The sequence below is a fragment of the Afipia sp. GW822-FHT03D08 genome, assembly GCF_058801645.1.
In genome coordinates, this window is the sequence record NZ_JBXANK010000001.1 from 1,267,851 (window position 1) to 1,286,436 (window position 18,586).

The window sequence follows — 18,586 nt, forward strand, 5'->3', positions numbered from 1 at the left end:
GAAATCAGGCGATGATGCCGGCGGTTTCCAGCAGCATCAGGACGAACGTGCCAGACATCATGCTCCAGAACCCGGCGATGACGGTGGCCATCGCGACGAACTGAACCCGTCGGCCTTCGATCGTACGGCCACGCACGGTATTGCGCATGATGATGAAGGGTGCCGCGAACACCAGAAACGGCACGGCGGCGAAAGCCTTCGCGCTCGCCTCCTGCATCAGCAATCCGAAACCGGGGGGCTTTTCCATGAAAGCCTGAAAGCCGCTGGTCAGCGCCCCCGCAAGCGCAAATCCAATGAAAATGGCGAAGAAGGAATTGAGGGCTTCAGGCGACATCCGTCGGGACTCACAACACACGAGAACAATTCGATGCACACACCGGTGTCATGCGATCCGCAGTGCCGGCTGGCTCGTCCCTAGGCTTCGCAAAATGCCGCCGGGCCCGCTACTTTATCCTTAAAGAAAGGTTAACAGCGCGGTGGCGTTCGGCCCCGGACGCATGGCTCGGACAGGGTCCGCCCGCACGGAACCCGGGAGGAAATCACCCGGCGCATGGCATAATCGCCGCGATTCGGCGCTCGCATGGCGAGCCACCTCCTGGAACGTCTGTCTTCTGCTCATGGCTCTGTATTCTTCGCCAACGCCCCGACCGGCTCCCGCGCGGCGCGCCCAGCGCGGACACTTTGTGCCGTTCCTGATCATGGGTGTGATCGGCGCCTGCGCGGTCGGAGTGGTGGCTTATCTTCTGTGGCCGACCTGGGGTGTCGAGAAGGCCGGCGATCCGTCGCGCCTGCCGATCAGCATCGGCAACACGCTGTTCAACGTGCCCACCCAGGCGATCCGCGTGAAGGTGCAGAAGCGGACCGGCCCGCAGGAACGCGTCGATCTCAACTTCGCCTATCCGTCGCTTGAAGCGCCCGAGGCGCGGCAGCCTGTGAGCGCGGAAACGGTCGAGGACAATCTGCCCGAGATCGACCGCATCTTCCTGTCGATCGCGGCGCATCACGATGCGCTCTCGCCGGACGAGCGGACGCGGACGATCTACCCGCGCTATCTCGATCAGAATGCCGGAAGCATTCAGGACGGGCTGAGTATCCGGCCGTTCCGCGACAACACGCCTTACGCGAACGAGGATCTGGTTTACGCCTCATCGCCCCAGATCATCGCGCGCTGCACCCGCGATGCGAAAACGCCCGGCACGTGTCTTGCCGAGCGCCGTATCGAAGGAGCGGATTTGACGTTCCGCTTTCCGCGCGGCTGGCTGTCGAAATGGCGCGACGTTGCGGGCGCGATGGATCATATCATCATCACGATGCGCAAGCCGCGCGGCTAGCGCGAGATCAGACCTCTTCCTCGATATCGGTTTCGAGGATCGCCATCTGGAACTGATAGGACCGATCATCGTCCTCGTCATCGACGAACAGCACGCCGATGAACTCCTCGCCGATATAGACCTCGGCCGAGTCGTCCTTCTTCGGGCGCGGCACGACGCGAATTTTCTGATTGCCGAACAGCCGCTTGAGATAGGCGTCGAGCTTTCTGACTTCCGTAACATCCACGGGCGTTTCTCCAACTGAACAATGATTGTTGGCGATAGCTTTAAAACGATCCGGCGCAGACCGCTAGGCCTGCGCCGCGATAAATCGCAACCAGCTTGGATCAGTTGCCGAAGGCGTTGAGCATCTGGTTCATGGTGCGCGACGGCTCGGCGCATCCGGCCTCACCGACGATTTTCGCCGGCACGCCCGCAACGGTGACGTTGTTCGGAACCGGCTTCACCACCACCGAACCCGCTGCGATGCGCGCGCAATGTCCGATCTCGATGTTGCCGAGGATCTTGGCGCCCGCGCCGATCATCACGCCGTGGCGGATTTTCGGATGACGATCCTCGTTCTCCTTGCCGGTGCCGCCGAGAGTGACACCATGCAGGATCGACACGTTGTCTTCGATCACCGCGGTCTCGCCGACCACAAGGCCGGTGGCGTGATCGAGGAAGATGCCGCGGCCGATCTTCGCAGCCGGATTGATGTCGGTCTGGAATTCCGCCGACGCGCGGCTCTGGATGTAATAGGCGAAATCCTTGCGGCTGTTGTTGTAGAGCCAGTGCGCGAGACGATGCGCCTGAAGGGCATGGAAGCCCTTGAAGTAGAGCAGCGGATCGATGAAGCGCGATGTCGCCGGATCGCGATCGAACACTGCAACGAGATCTGCACGGAATGCGTTGCCGAGATCAGGCTCGGCCTCGAGTGCATCATTGTAGGCCTGACGGATCAGGTCGCCGGACAGCGCCGAATGATCGAGACGTTCGGCGATACGATGCACCACCGCATCCTCGAGCCGGTCGTGATGCAACACGGTTGAATAGATGAACGTCGCGAGTTCCGGCTCGCGCTGCACAATCTCTTCAGCCTCGGCACGGATGCGGGTCCAGACCGGATCGACGGTCGAAAGGGCCGACTTTGTATCAAGTTGAGGCTTGGCCATGATCAAGGGTCCGGCTGATGAGCGTTGAGGAGATATTACCACATAATGGGAAGTTGAAAGGCCGCAACAGTTGCCAAGGTTGACGTTGGAATAATTATCTCCCGCCTCCCTAGAATAATTATCTACATCTCCCCGTCACAGATGGATGTCATGGCCGTTTAGCCAGGAACTCCAGAACGCCGTCCTTATAGACCCGATCGCCCACCGCGCGCATGTGATCGCGGTTTGGAATATCAAGCACTTGCGACCCCGGAATGACTTCCGCAAGCCGGGATGCCGAGCCTGCGATGTCGTCGGTCGTGCCCACTGCGATCAGCGTCGGAACGGCAATCGCGGCCGCTTCGTCGCGCGTCATCAGCCGCCGGCTGCCGCGCAGGCACGCCGCAAGCGCCCTGCGATCCGAGCGGGTCTGATCTGCAAACGCACGAAACGTCCGGCCGACCGGATCGGTGACGTCGTCGAGCGATGCCGCTTCCAGTGCCGAGGCGACGTTCTCGCCCGGCCCGCCCCCTTCGATCAAACCCATGCCGATACCGCCGAGGATAATGTTGCGCAGGCGCTCCGGACTGCGCTGGCCGAGATAGGCGGTGATGCGCCCTCCCATCGAGTAACCCATCATATCGGCGCGTTCGATGTTCAGATGATCCATCAGCGCGCGCACGTCACCCGCCATGGTGCCGATGTGATAGTCCTCGGAGTCGTACAGCTTGGTGGACTCGCCATGCCCGCGCAGATCCAGCGCGATGACACGGCGTCCCGCCTTCGTCAGTGTCGACGTCCATCCGGGATAGGCCCAGTTCACATTCTTGCTCGATGCAAAGCCGTGCACGAGGACGATCGGATCGCCCTCGCCTTCATCGAGGTACGAAAGCTCAACGGAGCCGTTTTTAAAACTCGGCATCTTGTCGTCCAGTGTTCGTGGGAAGTGATGTGGCCGGAGCGGCCGCGATGCGAGGCGTGAAGTTTACCCGGATGCAGCCAACAAGGCCAGTCTACTGCTTCGTCGTTGCGAGGAGCACTTGCGACGAAGCAATCCAGCCTTGTTTTATAAGAGTGGATTGGAGTGGATTGCTTCGCTTCGCTCGCAATGACGAGGCGTTACGAACGCGCCTCAGCAAGCTCCCGCCGCGCGCGTTTGAGTTTGGAGCGTTGAATCCATGACAGCGTCAGCCTTTCGGTCGTCGCCTTGATCGAGGTGATAAATCCGAACAGCGCCAGCAATGCGGCAAACACCCACCACGCCAGATTGAATGCGCCGGCGGTCAGCAGCAGCGCGCCGCGGCCGAGAATTTTCACGATGGCACGGGTCTGGCTGCCTTTGGATTCCGCGAGCTTTGCAGCGCGCGCGACATCCTTCGGCCCGTCGGCAATACGCAGCACGTCGAGCGCGCCTTTGGTGCCCGCCTTCTCGCTGACGCGGCCGACATCCTTGGCGAGACGAACCAGAGCGCCCGCCTTCTCCGCCTTGAACGCGGCCTTCACCGCGCTGATGGTCTGGCCGGGACGCGCGATCGATGCGGTCGCGACCGCCTGTTGCAGCATCGGCGCATCGACCACGCCGCGCGCAGAGCGCCCCGCCCATTCGGTCAGGCCCGCGCCAAGCCGGCCGACCTTGCGCGCATCCTTCACCATCGACAGCCCGGCACGCACCGGCGTCGCGCCACCGGCCGAAACGTATGTCGCCGCCGTTACCAACAGGCCGACGCTCGCCAGCCCAAGCACCAGCTGATCGGCGTTCTCGCCCATCGCAAGCCGCTTGCCCTCGCGCACCACATCGCGGATGTCGCCGAACACGAACAGATCGCCGGCGACCGTGCCGGAGAGGCTCGCCACATCGTCCGCCTCGCCGGTCACGAAGCCGGTGGCAAAGCGCCGCGCCGTACTGGCGGTGGAATTCTCGTCAGTGACCGCGGCATCGACCCGCGCCGCCAATCCGGACGGCAGCGGGATGCCCTTGTCCTGCGCCAGATCGGTGAAGCTTTTGGCCAGATCGGCGTCGTTGTCCGCGAGCGCCTGCGCGGCGCCCTGCCCGATGGCCGCGGCATTGGTTCGCAAGGCGGAATTGACCTGAATGTCCGACAACTGGGCCGGATCGTCCTGAGCCAGCAGCAGGGCGGAGGCCTCGCGCGCATGGGGCCACAGCGCGGCAAATGCCGCCGCAGAAGCAGCCGCGCCCGCGAGGGTCAAACCGATGCGCCAGAAACCCTTCATACGGACGATAACCCCTCGATGTCCTGCCGGTTCGACCGTGACTGGCCGATGACATGGTGTGCCGTTTTTCGGACACAACCTCCCCAACGAAAGAAGGGCTTTCCCAAGGCGGCAGGATTGTGTCGAATTCACATGCTGACTTCTGCGGCGAATTGGACGAATCCGATGCCGCAATCTAGGAATAAGCTGTATCGCTTGGTATGCTGCAAGGCAGCGACTGCGTCGTCGCTGTGCGTGCTGGGGTATGGGCAAAGACGCACCAGACTAGGATTGGGGTAGGATTGTTATGGCGGATCACGTCGTCCCTCACTTTCATAACGATGCGGGCGTGGCCATCATCGAAATCGGCTCTCGGGAGTTCATGTGCGTGGGTGCGAATCCCCCGTTCGATCATCCCCACGTCTTCCTCGATCTCGGCGACGACAACGAGATCATCTGCCCGTACTGCTCGACGCTGTATCGCTACGCCGCCGATCTGAAGGCCGGCGAAGCCCGCCCGCCCGAATGCGTGCTGAAAGACAAGGTCGCCTAAAAAGCCTGTGGCCGATTCGCGCACCATCGTTGTCGCTGGTGCAGGTATTGGGGGACTGACGGCTGCGCTGGCGCTGGCCGCGCGCGGCTTCCGCGTCATCATTCTTGAGCGTGCAGAAAAACTCCAGGAAGCCGGCGCGGGCCTCCAGCTTTCTCCGAATGCCAGCCGCATCCTGATCGATCTCGGTCTTGAGCCCGCGCTCGCGCCGCATGTGATCGCGCCCGACTCGATCAGCATCATGACGGCCCGCACCGGCAAGGAGATCGGCCGGATTCCGCTCGGCGAAGCCGCCACATTCCGCTATGGCGCGCCGTACTGGATCGTCCGCCGGGCCGACCTTCAGGCCGCATTGGTGGCGAGGGTCACGAGCCATCCCGATATCGACCTGCGGCTCGGCGCACAGTTCGAGGACGTCGCCGTCTATCCGAAAGGCGTCACCGTGGTTCAGCGGCGGGGCACGGCGCGGCAGCAGGAGCAGGCACTGGCGCTGATCGGCGCCGACGGCGTCTGGTCCAGCGTGCGGCATCAGATTTTCCCCGAAGCGCAGCCGCAGTTCACCGGCAGCATCGCATGGCGCGGCACGGTGGACGCGACGCAGTTGCCGCGCGGCTTCAACACGCAGCGCGTGCAGCTCTGGATGGGAACGAACGCACATCTGGTCGCCTACCCGATGTCGGGCGGCAAGCGGATCAACGTGGTTGCGATCATCTCGGGCAAGTGGAACAGGCCGGGCTGGAGCGAGCCCGGCGATGTGGTCGAGATCGCCAATCAGTTCTCAGCGCCGCGATGGCCGATCGCCGCGCGCATGATGATCGGCGCGGTCGACGGCTGGCGCAAATGGGCGCTGTTCGCCATGCGCGACGGCGGCGCCTGGAACAAGGGACCGATTGCATTGCTGGGCGATGCCTCGCACGCGATGCTGCCGTTCGCCGCGCAGGGCGCCGGCATGGCGATCGAGGATGCCGCGGTGATCGCGAAATGCCTTGAAAGCTCGCCGACCAATCCAACGGCGGCGTTCGCCCAATACGCCCGCCTGCGCGCGCCGCGCGTGACGCGGGCGCAGCGCACGGCGCGCAAGAACGGACAGAGGTATCATCTCGGCGGGCCGGTCGGCTTCGCGCGCGATCAGGTCATCAGGGTGCTGGGCGGATCGCGGCTGCTGTCTCAGCAGGACTGGATCTACGACTGGCGCATGTCGTGATGCGCCGCTGAAACGGCAAAGATCAGCGTTTGCGTTTGGGCGGCGCAGCCGGAACTGCTGCGGGCTTGGCAACCTCGGCGCTGCAATTGTCGCGCGCTATTCTCGCATCGAGGTCGTCGCGCTGGGCGCGCTGGGCGCGATAATCCGTCTGATACGCAAGTCCCGAAACCAGCGCTCCGCCTGCTCCGGTCTCGGCTTTCGCCATCAGCCCTTCCAGTTCGACCACGCGATTGTTCACGTCCCTGCGGGTGGAGACGAGCTGCTGGCAATTGTAGAGCTCGTACTTGGCCGGATCGAGAAACACACTCGACCCGAAGCCTCCCTCACCCGGGCTCGCGCAAGCGCCGAGGCCCATCGCAACCGCGCCAAGGACGGCCATGCGTGAAACGCCGCCCGGCTGCCGTCGCGCCCATATGTTGCTCATGGCTTCAGTCATCCGCGTCTGTTTTCTCATCGGGGTCGTGTTGCGGGTCTTCATGTTGAATTTGTGGTGGGCGTTGGCGGCCGCCTCACCGGTAAAGTGCGGCCATCTTGATGAATTCCAGACGCGTATGAATCAAGGCGCTTGTAGCATCAGTTATTCATAACTATCAGCTATGGCTTGATAATTCATTCATTGGTCAACACGTGCAGATTCCCTCATCCCCTCTGTCGGCGACGCCGGTGGCTGTTGCCCCGTGGCGCAGGCCTTTCCACGTATGGCTGGACGGGATCGAGAAGGGATGGGCCATCCCCGCCCTGCTCGCGGCGTTTGTTGCGGTCTGGATGCTGTATTTCAGCATCGCCTACATCGCAGGCGACCTGCATCCGGACGTTCTCGAAGCCTGGTCGGTCGGCCGCACACTGTCCTGGGGCAGCGGAAAACATCCGCCGCTGATGGGCTGGTTCACCCATGCATGGACCCTGATTTTCCCGACAACCGACTGGTCGCTTGAACTGCTCGCGATGGTCAACGCCGCCGTCGCGCTCTGGGCGGTCGACCTGATCGCACGGCGATATGTGCGCGGCGACAAGCGGGCCATCGTCATTCTTCTGCTGATGCTGCTGCCGGCCTACCAGTTTCATGCGCAGCGGTTTAACGCCAACACCGTGCTGCTGGCGGTCTGGCCGCTCGCGACGTACTGCTTCCTGCGCTCGTTCGAGACGCGGACGCTGCTCTGGTCGTCGGCGACCGGCGTGCTGTGCGCCGTTGCGATGCTCGGCAAGTATTACTCGGTCTTCCTGATCGCCGGCTTTATCGTCGCAGCGATCGCGCACCCGCAGCGGCGGGCGTATCTCACCTCAAAGGCGCCGTGGGTATCCACCATTGCGGGACTGATCGCGCTCGCACCACACCTGCATTGGCTCGCGACCACAGGCGCGATGCCGTTCCAGTACGCGATAAGCGAACATTCCGGCTGGACGTTCTCCGGCATGCTCTGGGAAGTCGCGATGTTCTTCGCCGGAATTGTCGGCTATCTCGCAATTCCAGCCGTCGCTCTTCTACTCATGATCCGGGCCGACCTGCGAACCCTCGCCGCCAATCTGCGTCAGCTCGATTCCGGGCTCGTGCTGCTCGCCATCATTTTCGCGGCAACGATCATCCTGCCGGCCATTGTCGCGATCATCCTTGTCACCGATCTGCCGCCGCTGTGGAATCTGCAAGGGTTGTTCTTCGCCGCGATCATCGCAGTGTGCTGCACGCGCTTCAGCATCGATCGTTTCGACACCGTCAACCTGACAGTGGCCGTCATCGCGCTGTGCTTCGGCGCAATCGCCGCCGCGCCGTTCTACGCCTCCTATCGCAACACGCATCCGTTCGAAATGCGCCGGAATTTTCTAAGTCTGGCGGCCAATGAACTGACGAAGCGATGGGAAGACACCTATGACATGCCGCTGAAGCGGATCAGCGGAAGCGACCCGCTCGCTTTCGCGATGGCTTTCTACAGCCCGATGCATCCGGCCTACAGCAGGCCGTTCCGTCTTCAGGATCAATGGCCGATCCCGAAACGCGCGCTTCAGAACGGCTGGGCCGCGATGTGCTTCTCGGACGACGGCGCGTGCCTGTCCTGGCTTCAGCAGGTCCATGATACCGCGCCAAGCGGCCGGCGCATCGCGTTCACCGTTCAAAGCAGGCTGTGGGGCGTTCCCGGCGTGGAAGCGCAAGTGATCGCATTGATGGTGCCGCCGCAGGCCGGGCGCCCTGCGCCACCGCCGTCACCGCTGCACGAAGAGCGGCCCGTAGAGGATTTCAGCTCCAGCCGGCGCGCGCCCTTCTAGCAGAAGGGCTGCACAGCGTAGCGGCGTCAGAGCGTTTCCTGCTTGTGGCCACATTCCTTGCAGGTGAACGCCGCGCGCTTGGTGCCCTTCTCCGCGGTGACGCGGTTGGCCTTGCCGCACTTGCCGCAGGTGGCCTCGAAGCGCGTGTTGCCCTGCTTGACCACGAGAGCCTTGCGTTCCATCGCCTCGCGCACCAGCCGTTCGGTCTCTTCGCGCAGGGCTTGCTTGTCCACCATTGTCAGTCCTTCGATCGGCGGTCAGGAGGTCAGATAGATTCCCCCGGGCACATTTAACGGTGCCTGCCCTCGTTTAACAAACCATATCCGTCAGCAATGCGGCGAAATCGCCACTGTCCCGTTCCGCCGGGACGAACCGTCAGCACCGGACCATTCGCATCGACCTCAGTCCTGCTGTTGCTCATGGTGCCGTTGTGACTTTTCCATTTCAGCGAAACGGAGCTGCCCCACACCTTGCAGTCATAGACGCCGCCCAGCGAACTTCTGAAAATCAGCCAGCCGAAACTTTCATCGATCTGGCGCGGCGGTTGCGGCAGGTTGAAATAGGATTGCACGCTCGCCTGACAGACCAGCGCCGCCGGCCATTCACTTCCCTGACCGCGGGCGATCATTGGGATAAAAAGAGTCGGGGCAAATATTACGGAGGCAAGCAATGCGCGTACGGCAGTTCTGAAAAACACGTTCGTATCCTGCAATATCGCTTCGACGGAGGCGGTAACCTTATGTGCTGGTGCGGACGGCGGGAATCGAACCCGCACGACGTTGCCATCGAGGGATTTTAAGTCCCTTGCGTCTACCAATTCCGCCACGTCCGCGCGCGCGGGTTGTAACATCGCGCGGGGTGCGGCTGAAAGCCCGGTTTGTGACGTAAAACGCGCGTGCCGTGGACAATATCGCCGGAATCCGGGCACCCGGAATCGATGATCGAGCGCTCTGAAACGCTCTCCGCAACGCCGCTCCGGCGCGCGCGAATGCAAAAAACATAGGCATGGCAGGCCTCAATCGCATGTCATGCGGCGAAAAGACCGGCCGAATTCCGCGCTGCCGATTTGCACGGCTCGCGTTTGACGGTACAAATGCAGGGCCGGACGGATCGTCGCGAACAGCGCCTTCAGGAGCTTTCGCGAACTGGAATTTAGGGGTGTGATTCGTCATGCGCTGCCTCGTGGTTGCCGACCTGCATTACGCCCTGCCGCAGTTCGACTGGGTGCTCGGCATCGCGCCGCGGTTCGATGTGGTGATCATCGCAGGCGATGCGCTCGACATCGGATCGGTCGTCGATTTCCGCGCCCAGATCGTCGTCGTGCGGAAATATCTCGAACGTCTCGCCAGCAAGACGCGCGTGATCCTGTGCTCGGGGAATCACGATCTCGACGAACGCGACGAGGCGGGGGAGCGAATCTCGCGCTGGATCGGCGACCTGGGCAATCTCGGCATTGCCCATGACGGCGAGAGCCTGGCCATCGGCGATACCTTCTTCACGGTCTGCCCATGGTGGGATGGCCCGCGCGTCAAGGAGCAGATCGGCGTGCAGCTCGAGGAAGCCGCCGCCGCGCATCGCGGCCGCTGGATCTGGATTCATCACGCGCCGGCCGCGAACTCGCCGACGAGCTGGGGCGGCGCGCGCACTTTCGGCGATGCGGAGCTTGTACAGTGGATCGAGAGCTACAGGCCGGACATCGTGCTGTCGGGCCATGTGCACCAGTCACCGTTCGTTAAGGACGGCTCTTGGTTCGACCGGATCGGCGATACATGGGTCTTCAATATGGGGCAACAGTTCGGACCGACGCCCGCGCACATCGTGCTCGATCTGGACAGCAACAGGACCTACTGGTTTTCGGCGGCAGGCGAACAGTCGATCGACCTCGGCAAGCCGCTGCGGCGGCCCGCGGACAGGATCGAGACATTTCCGGATTGGCTTACAGCCGGGAGTCAGGCAGTGGCTCGGGCTGGCGGTCCGATCCCGGCGACGACGCGTCCGGAGACAGGTTGACCAGACTTTCAAGCACATCGCCGACCATCGCCAGATGATTGTCGTGGTCGGCATACTGCCGCTTGATGTCGGCGAGATACGTTGTCGCCGCATTGAGCCTGTGCGCAAGAAGCTGCGCGACAAGAAGCGCGACCGCAGGTTGTGCCCGCAGGAACGCAGCGGCGTCATCGAACTGATAAACTTTCGAGGCCACCGTGGCGCGCACCGTCGCGGTATGCGGCTGGCCCAGCAGCACCGACATCTCGCCGAGGATGGCGCCGGGCTGGGTCACGGTGGCGACCACCGTTTCGCCCTTCAGAACATCGAGCCGGCCGTTCAGCAGAACATAGAGCCGCCCGGTGGTCTCTCCTTCCCGGATCAGCAGCGCATCGGCAGGAAGCGACGTTTCCTGCCCTCCGACGCAATGTTCAAGAACCGCACGCATTCCGGTCTCCATCCCGATCGCAGCAAGGCTAAGCCTCGCCGTTTAAAACGTCCATCGCATAGTGCCGTCCCGTCTGCGCAAATTGCCAGCACTTGAGGAGACGCGCTAGGATGGCCTTTCAAACGGCATTAACAAAAAGAAACCAGCGGGAGAGAAAGCGTCGATGGCTTATCAGCAGATCAAATACGAGGTTCAGGACCATATCCTGACCATCACGCTGAACCGTCCGGACAAGATGAATGCGTTTACGCATGTCATGATGGACGAACTGATCGCGGCGTTCGATGCCGCCGACGCCGACGACGACGTCCGCGCCATCATCGTGACCGGCGCGGGACGCGCGTTCTGTGCGGGCGCGGATCTTTCGGAAGGCGGCGCGACATTCGACCGGGCCGCGCGGTCCGATCGCAAGACTGCGCCGCTGCGCCCGAACGGCGAAGTCGAATGGAGCGACGATGCGGTGCGCGACGGCGGCGGCCGCGTGACGCTGCGCATCTTCAAGTGTCTGAAGCCTGTGATCGGCGCGATCAACGGCGCGGCGGTCGGCATCGGCGTCACCATGCAGCTTCCGATGGACATTCGCATCGCCTCGGTCGATGCGCGGTTCGGCTTCGTGTTCGCGCGGCGCGGCATCGTGCCGGAAGCGGCATCGAGCTGGTTCCTGCCGCGCATTGTCGGCATCTCGCAGGCGCTGGAATGGTGTTATTCCGGCCGCGTGTTTCCCGCCGAGGAAGCCCTCGCCGGCCGCCTCGTCAGCAAGGTCGTGCCCGCGGATGAGTTAATCACCACGGCCCGCGCCATCGCGCGCGAGATCGTGGAGAACGCCGCGCCGGTGTCGATCGCCCTGATCCGCCAGCAGATGTGGCGCATGCTGGGCGCGGACGATCCAATGGAGGCCCACAAGGTCGACAGCCGCGGCATCTATTCGCGCGGCCAGTCCGCCGACGTGCGCGAAGGCGTGATGTCGTTCCTGGAAAAGCGGCCCGCGAAATTCGCGCAGACGGTGTCGAAGGACATGCCGTCGTATTTCCCGTGGTGGACCGAGCGGGAATACAAGTAGAGGCCTACCGCATCGTCAGCACCACGCGTCCGATGGCGCGGCGGTCTATCAGCAAGCGCATCGCCGCCGCGTAATCTTCCAGCGGCAGGCGATGCGAAATGTTGGGACTTATGCGGCGCTCGTTCGCAAGACGCGTGAGATCATGCTGGCGCGTGACGCCGAGCGCGGGATTTTTGCGCACAGCTTCGCCGGCGCGCACGCCGAGCACGCTGGCGCCTTTAATGAGCACGAGATTGGTCTTCGCCACGCCGACGCCGCCGGTGAAGCCGATCACCAGCAGCCGCGCGCCCCACGCGATGCAACGCAGGCTGTCCTCGAAAATCTCGCCGCCCACCGGATCGAACACCACGTCGACGCCGCCTCCATCGGCGATGCGCTTGACCGCATCCTTGAACGGCTCGCGGCCATAGAGCACGCCATGGTCCGCGCCGCGCTGCTTCGCGACCTCCAGCTTCTCCTCGCTTGAGGCGCACGCGATCACCGTCGCGCCGAACACCTTGCCAAGCTCAACAGCGGCGAGGCCGACGCCGCCACCCGCGCCATGCACAAGCAGCACCTCGCCCGGCTTGATCTGCGCACGATCATGCAGCGCATGCCAGGCCGTACCGTGCGCGGCGAAGAAGGCCGCGCCCTGCGCGTAGTCGAACGCCGCAGGCAGCGGCAGAAGCTGATCGGGCGCCACAACGATCTCGTCGGCATAGCAGCCGAACCGCGCCTTCACGATCACCTTGTCGCCGACATTGATGCCATCTGCACCCGCGATCTCGATCACCTCGCCGGCCGCTTCCATCCCCGGCGTGAACGGCAGCGGCGGCTTGAGCTGATACTCCCCCGCCGCCATCAGGATGTCGGGGAAATTCAGTCCCGCCGCATGGATCGCGACGCGCACCTGACCTTGTCCCAGCTTTGGCGCAAGCGGCGCACGCGGCACGTCTTCCAGTGTCAGGGATTCAGGCGGCCCGAGTTCGCGGCAGACAACGGCGCGCGGCATTCAATTGATCCTTATCTGCAATAACGATGCGATGTGTGCTTCACCTCTCCCCGCGGGGGAGAGGTCGGATTGCGCAGCAATCCGGGTGAGGGGGTTCGAATTTCATTTCAGGCATCCAGCCCCCTCACCCCACCCCTCTCCCCCACGGGGAGAGGGAGCGCATCACGCCCGCGTCCTGATCCGTACCATCCGCCAGGACAATAGCAATTACGCCGTCGCCTTCATCTCGAGCAGCTTGGCGTGGATCAGCGGCAGCCGGTCGTTGCCGAAATACATGTCGGTCTTGTCGAGATAGATCGTCGGCGAGCCGAATGCGCCGCGCGCGATCGCCTCATCGGTATTGGCCTTGAGCTGATCCTTGACGGACTGCTCGCCGATGCCCGCAAAGAATTTTTGCGGATCGATGCCGACGCGCTCGCAGATTTTCGTCAGCACCTCGTCCTTCGAGATGTCCTGATCGTCGCCCCAATACGATTCGAACACCGCCGTCGCATAAGGAACGAGCTTGTCCGGCGCGGTCTGCTGGACCCAGACGCACCCGCGCATCGACTTCACCGCGTTCACCGGAAATATCGTCGGCGGCATGGTGATCTTGATGCCGGCGAGCCGGGCCCAGTCCTGCATGTCCTTGGCGGTGTAAGCCTGTTTCGCGGGCACGGGATTGGCGCGCGTCTCATACATCGCCTTGTTGACGGTGTTGAAGATTCCGCCGACCAGAATCGGCCGCCATGTGATCGGCGCGCCAAGCTCCTTGGCCATCGGCTGGATGTTGGTGAAGGCCAGATACGTCCATGGGCTGGAACAGTCGAAGAAGAACTCGATCATGATGGCGTTTCCTTATGTTGTGCGCCTGACGTCGCACGATTCTCGTTATCGCTCCCTCTCCCCGCTTGCGGGGAGAGGGTTGGGGTGAGGGGCAACTTCACAATACGATGCCGGCCCCTCACCCGCTCGCGTTGCTCGCGACCTCTCCCCGTAAAACGGGGAGAGGTTGAAAATCACTGCGCCTGCTGCGCGGTCTTGCCGAACATGTTCTTGCGCTGCTCCTCGGTGAAGGGCGTCTTGTCGAACTTGCCGACGGAGAGCCCCTTCTGCACCTCCGGCCGCGCCCGCACGGTCGCGTACCAGCGCTTGAGGTTCGGAAAGTCGTCAAACGTGAAACCCTGCGCCTTGTGGGTCATGGCCCAGGGAAAACATGCGATGTCGGCGATGGAATACTCCTCGCCCGCGACATAGGCGCCGGTCCGGCCAAGCTGCCGGTCGAGCACGGCATAAAGCCGCGCGGCCTCGTCGCGGTAGCGCTCGATGGCATAGGGAATCTTCTCCGGCGCGTAGAGCGCGAAGTGTCCGTGCTGGCCGAGCATCGGGCCGAGCCCGCCCATCTGCCACATCACCCACTGGATCACCTTGAAGCGCCCGCGCAAATCCTGCGGCAGGAAGCGCCCGGTCTTTTCGGCCAGATAGATCAGGATCGCGCCGGTCTCGAACATCGGGATCGGCTCGCCGCCGTCGGCAGGTGCCTGATCGATGATCGCCGGAATGCGGTTGTTCGGGCTGATCGCGAGGAATTCCGGCTTGAACTGCTCGCCGGTGCGGATGTTCACCGGAAACACCGTATAAGGCAGCCCGAGTTCCTCCAGCATGATCGAGATTTTCCACCCGTTGGGTGTCGGCGCGTAATAGAGATCGATCATGAGATGTCCGCGAGTGAGGAACAGCCGGAAGAGCGAGGCACGATCCTAACTCTCGCTTGAGAGACACGCTACCTTAGAACTCACGCATGGCCGCGATGCGCTCCCTCTCCCCGCTTTGCGGGGAGAGGGTTGGGGGTGAGGGGCAAATCTTTCGCGCTGCACGCTCGCCCCTCACCCGGATCGTTTCACGATCCGACCTCTCCCCGTAAGAACGGGGAGAGGTGGAGCACGCGAATAGCTTGTATGCCAGGCCCCGGACATGGCAGATAGGCACCCAGCCAAGCAAACAATAACAATGGAAGCGCCCCATGCTGTTTCAAACGACCATCGCCGGTTCATTGCCGAAGCCCGACTGGCTGGCCGAGCCCAATACGCTGTGGGCGCCGTGGAAGCTCAAGGGCGCGGAACTGGCCAGCGCCAAGCGCGATGCGACGCTGCTCTGGGTGAAAATCCAGGAAGACGCCGGCATCGATCTGGTCACCGACGGCGAGCAGGCGCGGCAGCATTTCGTCCACGGCTTTCTCGAACGCGTCGAGGGCATCGATTTCGCCCACAAGGTGGAAATGGGAATCCGCAAGGACCGTTATAAGGCGATGGTGCCGCAGGTGGTCGCGCCGCTGAAACTGAAAGGCCGCGTCCACGATCTCGAGGCCCGCGCCGCGCGGGGGCATACCACGCGCAAGCTGAAGTTCACGCTGCCCGGTCCGATGACCATCATCGACACCCTCTCCGACAGCTATTACGGAGATCGCGTGAAGATGGCGTTCGCCTTCGCTGACCTTCTTAATCAGGAAGCCAAGGCCTTGCAGGCCGACGGCGTCGATATGATCCAGTTCGACGAACCCGCGTTCAACGTCTTCATGGATGAAGTGAACGACTGGGGCATCGAAGCGCTGACCCGCGCAGCAGAAGGCCTCACCTGCAAAACTGCGGTTCACATCTGTTACGGTTACGGCATCAAGGCCAACACCGACTGGAAGGAATCGCTCGGCGCCGAATGGCGACAGTACGAGCAGATTTTCCCGGCCATCGACAAGAGCCCGATCCAGCAGGTCGCCATCGAGTGCCGTAACTCGCATGTGCCGCTGGAGCTGCTCGCGCTGCTCAAGGGCAAAATCGTGCAGGCCGGCGTGATCGACGTCGCCAGTGACATTGTCGAGACGCCGGACGATGTGGTGAAGACCATCGAGGCTGTGATGAAGTTCGTGCCGAAGGAAAACATCGTCGCGACCACGAACTGCGGCATGGCGCCGATGCGCCGCGACATCGCCGAAGCCAAGCTGCGCGCGCTCGGCGCGGGCGCGAAGCTGGCGCGGCAGAAACTGGGGTAACTTTTACAGACCTGGCATCGACAGCGGAGATGGTCTCATGACAATCGTGTATCGGCCCGCACAGACGCAAGATCTCGAGCGGGCCGATGCGCTGGTGGTCGGCAGCATCAACGATCTGACCGGACGGCACGGATTTGGCGCGATTGCCAGCCCCCACCCGCCGCACTTTCAGATGTTCTCGCTGCGGGACGATCCCGCCGGCCTGTGGGTCGCCGAAGACAACAATGACATCGTCGGCTTTGCCTGGAGCTGGGTTTGCGGCGATCTGTGGTTTCTCGCCCAGTTGTTTGTCTCGCCTGACCGTCAGGGCGCCGGCATCGGTGATGAACTGATCAGACGCACCTTCGCGCACGCGCAGGCCGCCGGGGCGACGCGCAGGGCGCTGATCACGTTCAGCTTCAACACGGTGTCGCAGGGTCTCTATATCCGGCATGGCCTGCTCCCGGGATTTCCGATCTACATGATGTCGGTTGCCCGGGATCGTCTGATGGGCCGGCTGCAAGGCGAGCAGTTAGACTGCGTTCCGCTGGAGACCGACGCCCAGATACGGGCGCTCGCGGAGATCGATATCGCTGCGCTCGGTGTCTCACGCGAAAAGCACCACCGGTTTCTGATGAGCGACAGCGCGACGCGCGGTGTCACCCTTCACGACGGGGACAGGTGCCTCGGCTACGCCTACGTCAGCGCGAGCGGTCATGTCGGCCCTCTCGCGGTGACCAGGCCTGAAAGCCTCGGCCCCGCCTTCAGAGCCGCGCTGAACCTCGCGCTTGAGGGCGGCTCGCCGCAGGTTTCGGCGTTTATCCCCGGCACCGCCGACGCATGTCTTCAGATTGCCACCGAAAGCCGGATGCGCATCACATTGCCCATGGTCCTGATGGCAACGCGAAATGTCGGCGACTGGGCTCGGTATATGCCGCGCAATCCGGGCTTCATGTAATTATCCGCGCGCCAGATCCAGCAACTGATCCTTTTCAGGAGTTGGCGGCCGCGCGCGCCCCGCGCCCCGCCGGCTGCGATATGTAACCAGCGCGATGGTGATCCATGTCGCGTGGAAGATCAGCCCGGCAAACAGCACAAGCTGGCCGGAAATCGGCCCGACGGTTGCCCGCGCGAACAGTTCGTGCAGCGAGGCGACGGGCTCCGGATGGATCAGAAGCTTTCCGAGATAGGCGGTGACCTGGATCGCGAAAATCCAGCAGTAGTTGTTGCGAAGCCTCCGGCCGACCGCCTCGAGGTAACTGATGTGCAGGTTGGGCGCCTTGTAATCCTGATAGAGAATCTCGTTCCAGCCGTTCGCGGTCTGGACGCCCTCGCCCCTGAGAATGGGCCCGAAGAACTGGACTTCAAGCACATGCGCCCGCATGCGCCAGAAATCGAAGAAGCGGTAACGCCGCGCTTCGATGAACAGGAACGTGGCGACCAGAAGCCCCACCAGCACCAGCGGCAGAGGCGACGCATGCTCGCTGCTGAACGTCAGGGACAGCGCGATGCCGGTGGTCAGGACCGCCCAGTTGGTGGTGGCATCGAGCCTCGTGCGCCAGACCGTGCTGCGGTAAAGCTCGCCGCGATACAGATGTGACAGCGCAGTGATATCGGAGGAATCGAACGCGCGTTTGTTTTCGATCATGCTGCCGGTCATGGTCCCGATCCTCCACATCCAGATCATCGATGATCGCAGATTACGAGGTCGACCGGCGAGGTTCCAGCGTGTTCGGTCGTTGCAGCGCACTACGCCGCGCGATCCCGCCTTCTCCCTCTCCCCGCCTGCGGGGAGAAGTCAAACGAGTCTACGCCGCCCCGTCCTTGATCGGCGGCAGATAGGACAGTCCCGTGTCCCACGGAAAGAAGATCCAGGTGTCCTGCGAGACTTCCGTGATGAACGTATCGACCAGCGGCTTGCCCATCGGCTTGGCATAGACCGCGGCGATATGCGCCTGCGGCACCAGATCGCGCACGATGCGCGCGGTCTTGCCGGTGTCCACGAGGTCTTCGACCACCAGCAACCCCTTGCCGGTGCCGCCGCCGAGCCGCGACACCGCGCCGGAAATGCCCTTGAGGACGGTCGGCTCGCTCACCTGCGAGGTGTGGCTGTAGCTCGACACGCACAGCGTATCGATGACGCGGATGCCGAGCTCGCGCGCGATCACCGCCGCTGGCACAAGGCCGCCGCGCGTGACTGCGATCATGGCTTCAAACGGCCCTGCCCCGCTCAGCCGCCATGCCAGCGCCCGCGCATCGCGGTGAAACTGGTCCCACGACACCGGGAACGGTTTGCGCGCGCCCTCGTCACTCATCGTCGATCTCCCCTTCACCTCTCCCGTGGGGAGAGGTCGGATTGCGAAGCAATCCGGGTGAGGGCGTACGCTCTCTCGACAAATCGAGCCCCCTCAC

22 protein-coding genes and 1 tRNA gene are annotated in these 18,586 nt (G+C 63.0%); 8 read left to right on the top strand and 15 right to left on the bottom strand.

All coding sequences use genetic code 11. The features are described 5' to 3' along the window. Positions 1–4: 4 nt before the first annotated feature. Positions 5–334 carry a DUF6949 family protein gene (locus AC1RM7_RS06290; RefSeq protein WP_006021245.1) on the bottom strand — a complete coding sequence of 110 codons (330 nt, stop codon included), beginning with the start codon at positions 332–334 and terminating at the stop codon, positions 5–7. Between the two features lie 283 nt (positions 335–617). Here AC1RM7_RS06290 and AC1RM7_RS06295 point away from each other — a divergent pair, with 283 nt between their 5' ends. Next, positions 618–1,331 carry a hypothetical protein gene (locus AC1RM7_RS06295; RefSeq protein WP_024919053.1) on the top strand — a complete coding sequence of 238 codons (714 nt, stop codon included), beginning with the start codon at positions 618–620 and terminating at the stop codon, positions 1,329–1,331. 7 nt (positions 1,332–1,338) lie between these two features. On the opposite strand, the gene AC1RM7_RS06300 is transcribed toward AC1RM7_RS06295, so the two are convergent. The 4 genes from AC1RM7_RS06300 to AC1RM7_RS06315 all read right to left on the bottom strand — a co-directional run bounded on the left by AC1RM7_RS06300 (position 1,339) and on the right by AC1RM7_RS06315 (position 4,693). Then, positions 1,339–1,557 (bottom strand): DUF3126 family protein, encoded by a 219-nt coding sequence (locus AC1RM7_RS06300; RefSeq protein ID WP_006021247.1) that lies wholly within the window; start codon positions 1,555–1,557, stop codon positions 1,339–1,341. Between the two features lie 100 nt (positions 1,558–1,657). Beyond that, a complete protein-coding gene (cysE, locus tag AC1RM7_RS06305; protein ID WP_006021248.1) occupies positions 1,658–2,482 on the bottom strand; it encodes a serine O-acetyltransferase in 825 nt (274 codons plus the stop codon). Between the two features lie 148 nt (positions 2,483–2,630). Continuing rightward, positions 2,631–3,383, bottom strand: a complete 753-nt coding sequence (locus AC1RM7_RS06310; RefSeq protein WP_006021249.1) for an alpha/beta fold hydrolase — start codon at positions 3,381–3,383, stop codon at positions 2,631–2,633. Positions 3,384–3,580: 197 nt separating this feature from the next. After that, a complete protein-coding gene (locus AC1RM7_RS06315; RefSeq protein WP_024919052.1) occupies positions 3,581–4,693 on the bottom strand; it encodes a hypothetical protein in 1,113 nt (370 codons plus the stop codon). Positions 4,694–4,979: 286 nt separating this feature from the next. Here AC1RM7_RS06315 and AC1RM7_RS06320 point away from each other — a divergent pair, with 286 nt between their 5' ends. Together AC1RM7_RS06320 and AC1RM7_RS06325 are read left to right on the top strand one after the other, a co-directional pair. After that, complete coding sequence (locus AC1RM7_RS06320) at positions 4,980–5,225, top strand: zinc-finger domain-containing protein (protein WP_019196414.1); 246 nt, start codon at positions 4,980–4,982, stop codon at positions 5,223–5,225. Between the two features lie 7 nt (positions 5,226–5,232). Further along, positions 5,233–6,426 carry an FAD-dependent monooxygenase gene (locus AC1RM7_RS06325; RefSeq protein WP_006021252.1) on the top strand — a complete coding sequence of 398 codons (1,194 nt, stop codon included), beginning with the start codon at positions 5,233–5,235 and terminating at the stop codon, positions 6,424–6,426. Between the two features lie 22 nt (positions 6,427–6,448). Here AC1RM7_RS06325 and AC1RM7_RS06330 read toward each other — a convergent pair whose 3' ends face one another. Further along, positions 6,449–6,850 carry a hypothetical protein gene (locus AC1RM7_RS06330; protein ID WP_024919051.1) on the bottom strand — a complete coding sequence of 134 codons (402 nt, stop codon included), beginning with the start codon at positions 6,848–6,850 and terminating at the stop codon, positions 6,449–6,451. 239 nt (positions 6,851–7,089) lie between these two features. On the opposite strand from AC1RM7_RS06330, the gene AC1RM7_RS06335 reads away from it, so the two are divergent. Next, positions 7,090–8,685: a glycosyltransferase family 39 protein gene (locus AC1RM7_RS06335; RefSeq protein ID WP_024919050.1), complete on the top strand. Its 1,596-nt coding sequence runs from the start codon at positions 7,090–7,092 to the stop codon at positions 8,683–8,685. A 26-nt stretch (positions 8,686–8,711) separates the two neighbouring features. Here the strand turns inward: AC1RM7_RS06335 and AC1RM7_RS06340 are convergent, their stop codons facing one another. The 3 genes from AC1RM7_RS06340 to AC1RM7_RS06350 form a co-directional block, all read right to left on the bottom strand. Then, entirely contained in the window at positions 8,712–8,921 is a 210-nt protein-coding gene (locus AC1RM7_RS06340) for a hypothetical protein (RefSeq protein ID WP_006021255.1), read from the bottom strand. A 53-nt stretch (positions 8,922–8,974) separates the two neighbouring features. After that, positions 8,975–9,460 (bottom strand): hypothetical protein, encoded by a 486-nt coding sequence (locus AC1RM7_RS06345; protein WP_152544100.1) that lies wholly within the window; start codon positions 9,458–9,460, stop codon positions 8,975–8,977. Next, positions 9,431–9,517: transfer RNA gene (locus tag AC1RM7_RS06350), tRNA-Leu, on the bottom strand. Before AC1RM7_RS06350 ends, AC1RM7_RS06345 begins: the two co-directional genes overlap by 30 nt. A 338-nt stretch (positions 9,518–9,855) precedes the next feature. Here AC1RM7_RS06350 and AC1RM7_RS06355 point away from each other — a divergent pair. Continuing rightward, complete coding sequence (locus AC1RM7_RS06355; RefSeq protein ID WP_024919047.1) at positions 9,856–10,695, top strand: metallophosphoesterase family protein; 840 nt, start codon at positions 9,856–9,858, stop codon at positions 10,693–10,695. Here the strand turns inward: AC1RM7_RS06355 and AC1RM7_RS06360 are convergent. Beyond that, the gene (locus AC1RM7_RS06360) at positions 10,622–11,119 is read right to left on the bottom strand and encodes a cyclic nucleotide-binding domain-containing protein (protein ID WP_034459116.1); all 498 of its coding nucleotides are present in this window, start codon (positions 11,117–11,119) and stop codon (positions 10,622–10,624) included. The genes AC1RM7_RS06355 and AC1RM7_RS06360 overlap by 74 nt on opposite strands. 163 nt (positions 11,120–11,282) lie before the next feature. Here AC1RM7_RS06360 and AC1RM7_RS06365 point away from each other — a divergent pair, with 163 nt between their 5' ends. Beyond that, on the top strand, positions 11,283–12,179 hold the full coding sequence (locus AC1RM7_RS06365) for a crotonase/enoyl-CoA hydratase family protein (RefSeq protein ID WP_024919045.1): 897 nt from the start codon (positions 11,283–11,285) through the stop codon (positions 12,177–12,179). A 4-nt stretch (positions 12,180–12,183) separates the two neighbouring features. Here AC1RM7_RS06365 and AC1RM7_RS06370 read toward each other — a convergent pair whose 3' ends face one another. From AC1RM7_RS06370 to AC1RM7_RS06380, 3 genes are all read right to left on the bottom strand, one after another. Next, positions 12,184–13,170: an NADPH:quinone oxidoreductase family protein gene (locus AC1RM7_RS06370; RefSeq protein ID WP_024919044.1), complete on the bottom strand. Its 987-nt coding sequence runs from the start codon at positions 13,168–13,170 to the stop codon at positions 12,184–12,186. Between the two features lie 207 nt (positions 13,171–13,377). Continuing rightward, positions 13,378–13,995, bottom strand: coding sequence for a 2-hydroxychromene-2-carboxylate isomerase (locus AC1RM7_RS06375; protein ID WP_024919043.1), 618 nt, complete (start codon positions 13,993–13,995; stop codon positions 13,378–13,380). A gap of 173 nt (positions 13,996–14,168) precedes the next feature. Then, the gene (locus AC1RM7_RS06380; RefSeq protein WP_024919042.1) at positions 14,169–14,864 is read right to left on the bottom strand and encodes a glutathione binding-like protein; all 696 of its coding nucleotides are present in this window, start codon (positions 14,862–14,864) and stop codon (positions 14,169–14,171) included. A gap of 308 nt (positions 14,865–15,172) precedes the next feature. Between AC1RM7_RS06380 and AC1RM7_RS06385 the strand changes: the two genes are divergently transcribed. Further along, positions 15,173–16,195, top strand: coding sequence for a methionine synthase (locus AC1RM7_RS06385; RefSeq protein WP_024919041.1), 1,023 nt, complete (start codon positions 15,173–15,175; stop codon positions 16,193–16,195). A gap of 37 nt (positions 16,196–16,232) precedes the next feature. Further along, the gene (locus AC1RM7_RS06390; RefSeq protein WP_024919040.1) at positions 16,233–17,132 is read left to right on the top strand and encodes a GNAT family N-acetyltransferase; all 900 of its coding nucleotides are present in this window, start codon (positions 16,233–16,235) and stop codon (positions 17,130–17,132) included. Here the strand turns inward: AC1RM7_RS06390 and AC1RM7_RS06395 are convergent, their stop codons facing one another. Together AC1RM7_RS06395 and gpt are read right to left on the bottom strand one after the other, a co-directional pair. Further along, entirely contained in the window at positions 17,133–17,834 is a 702-nt protein-coding gene (locus AC1RM7_RS06395; RefSeq protein ID WP_024919039.1) for a DUF2270 domain-containing protein, read from the bottom strand. 148 nt (positions 17,835–17,982) lie between these two features. Beyond that, positions 17,983–18,489 (bottom strand): xanthine phosphoribosyltransferase, encoded by a 507-nt coding sequence (gene gpt, locus AC1RM7_RS06400; protein ID WP_034459053.1) that lies wholly within the window; start codon positions 18,487–18,489, stop codon positions 17,983–17,985. Positions 18,490–18,586 lie beyond the last annotated feature (97 nt).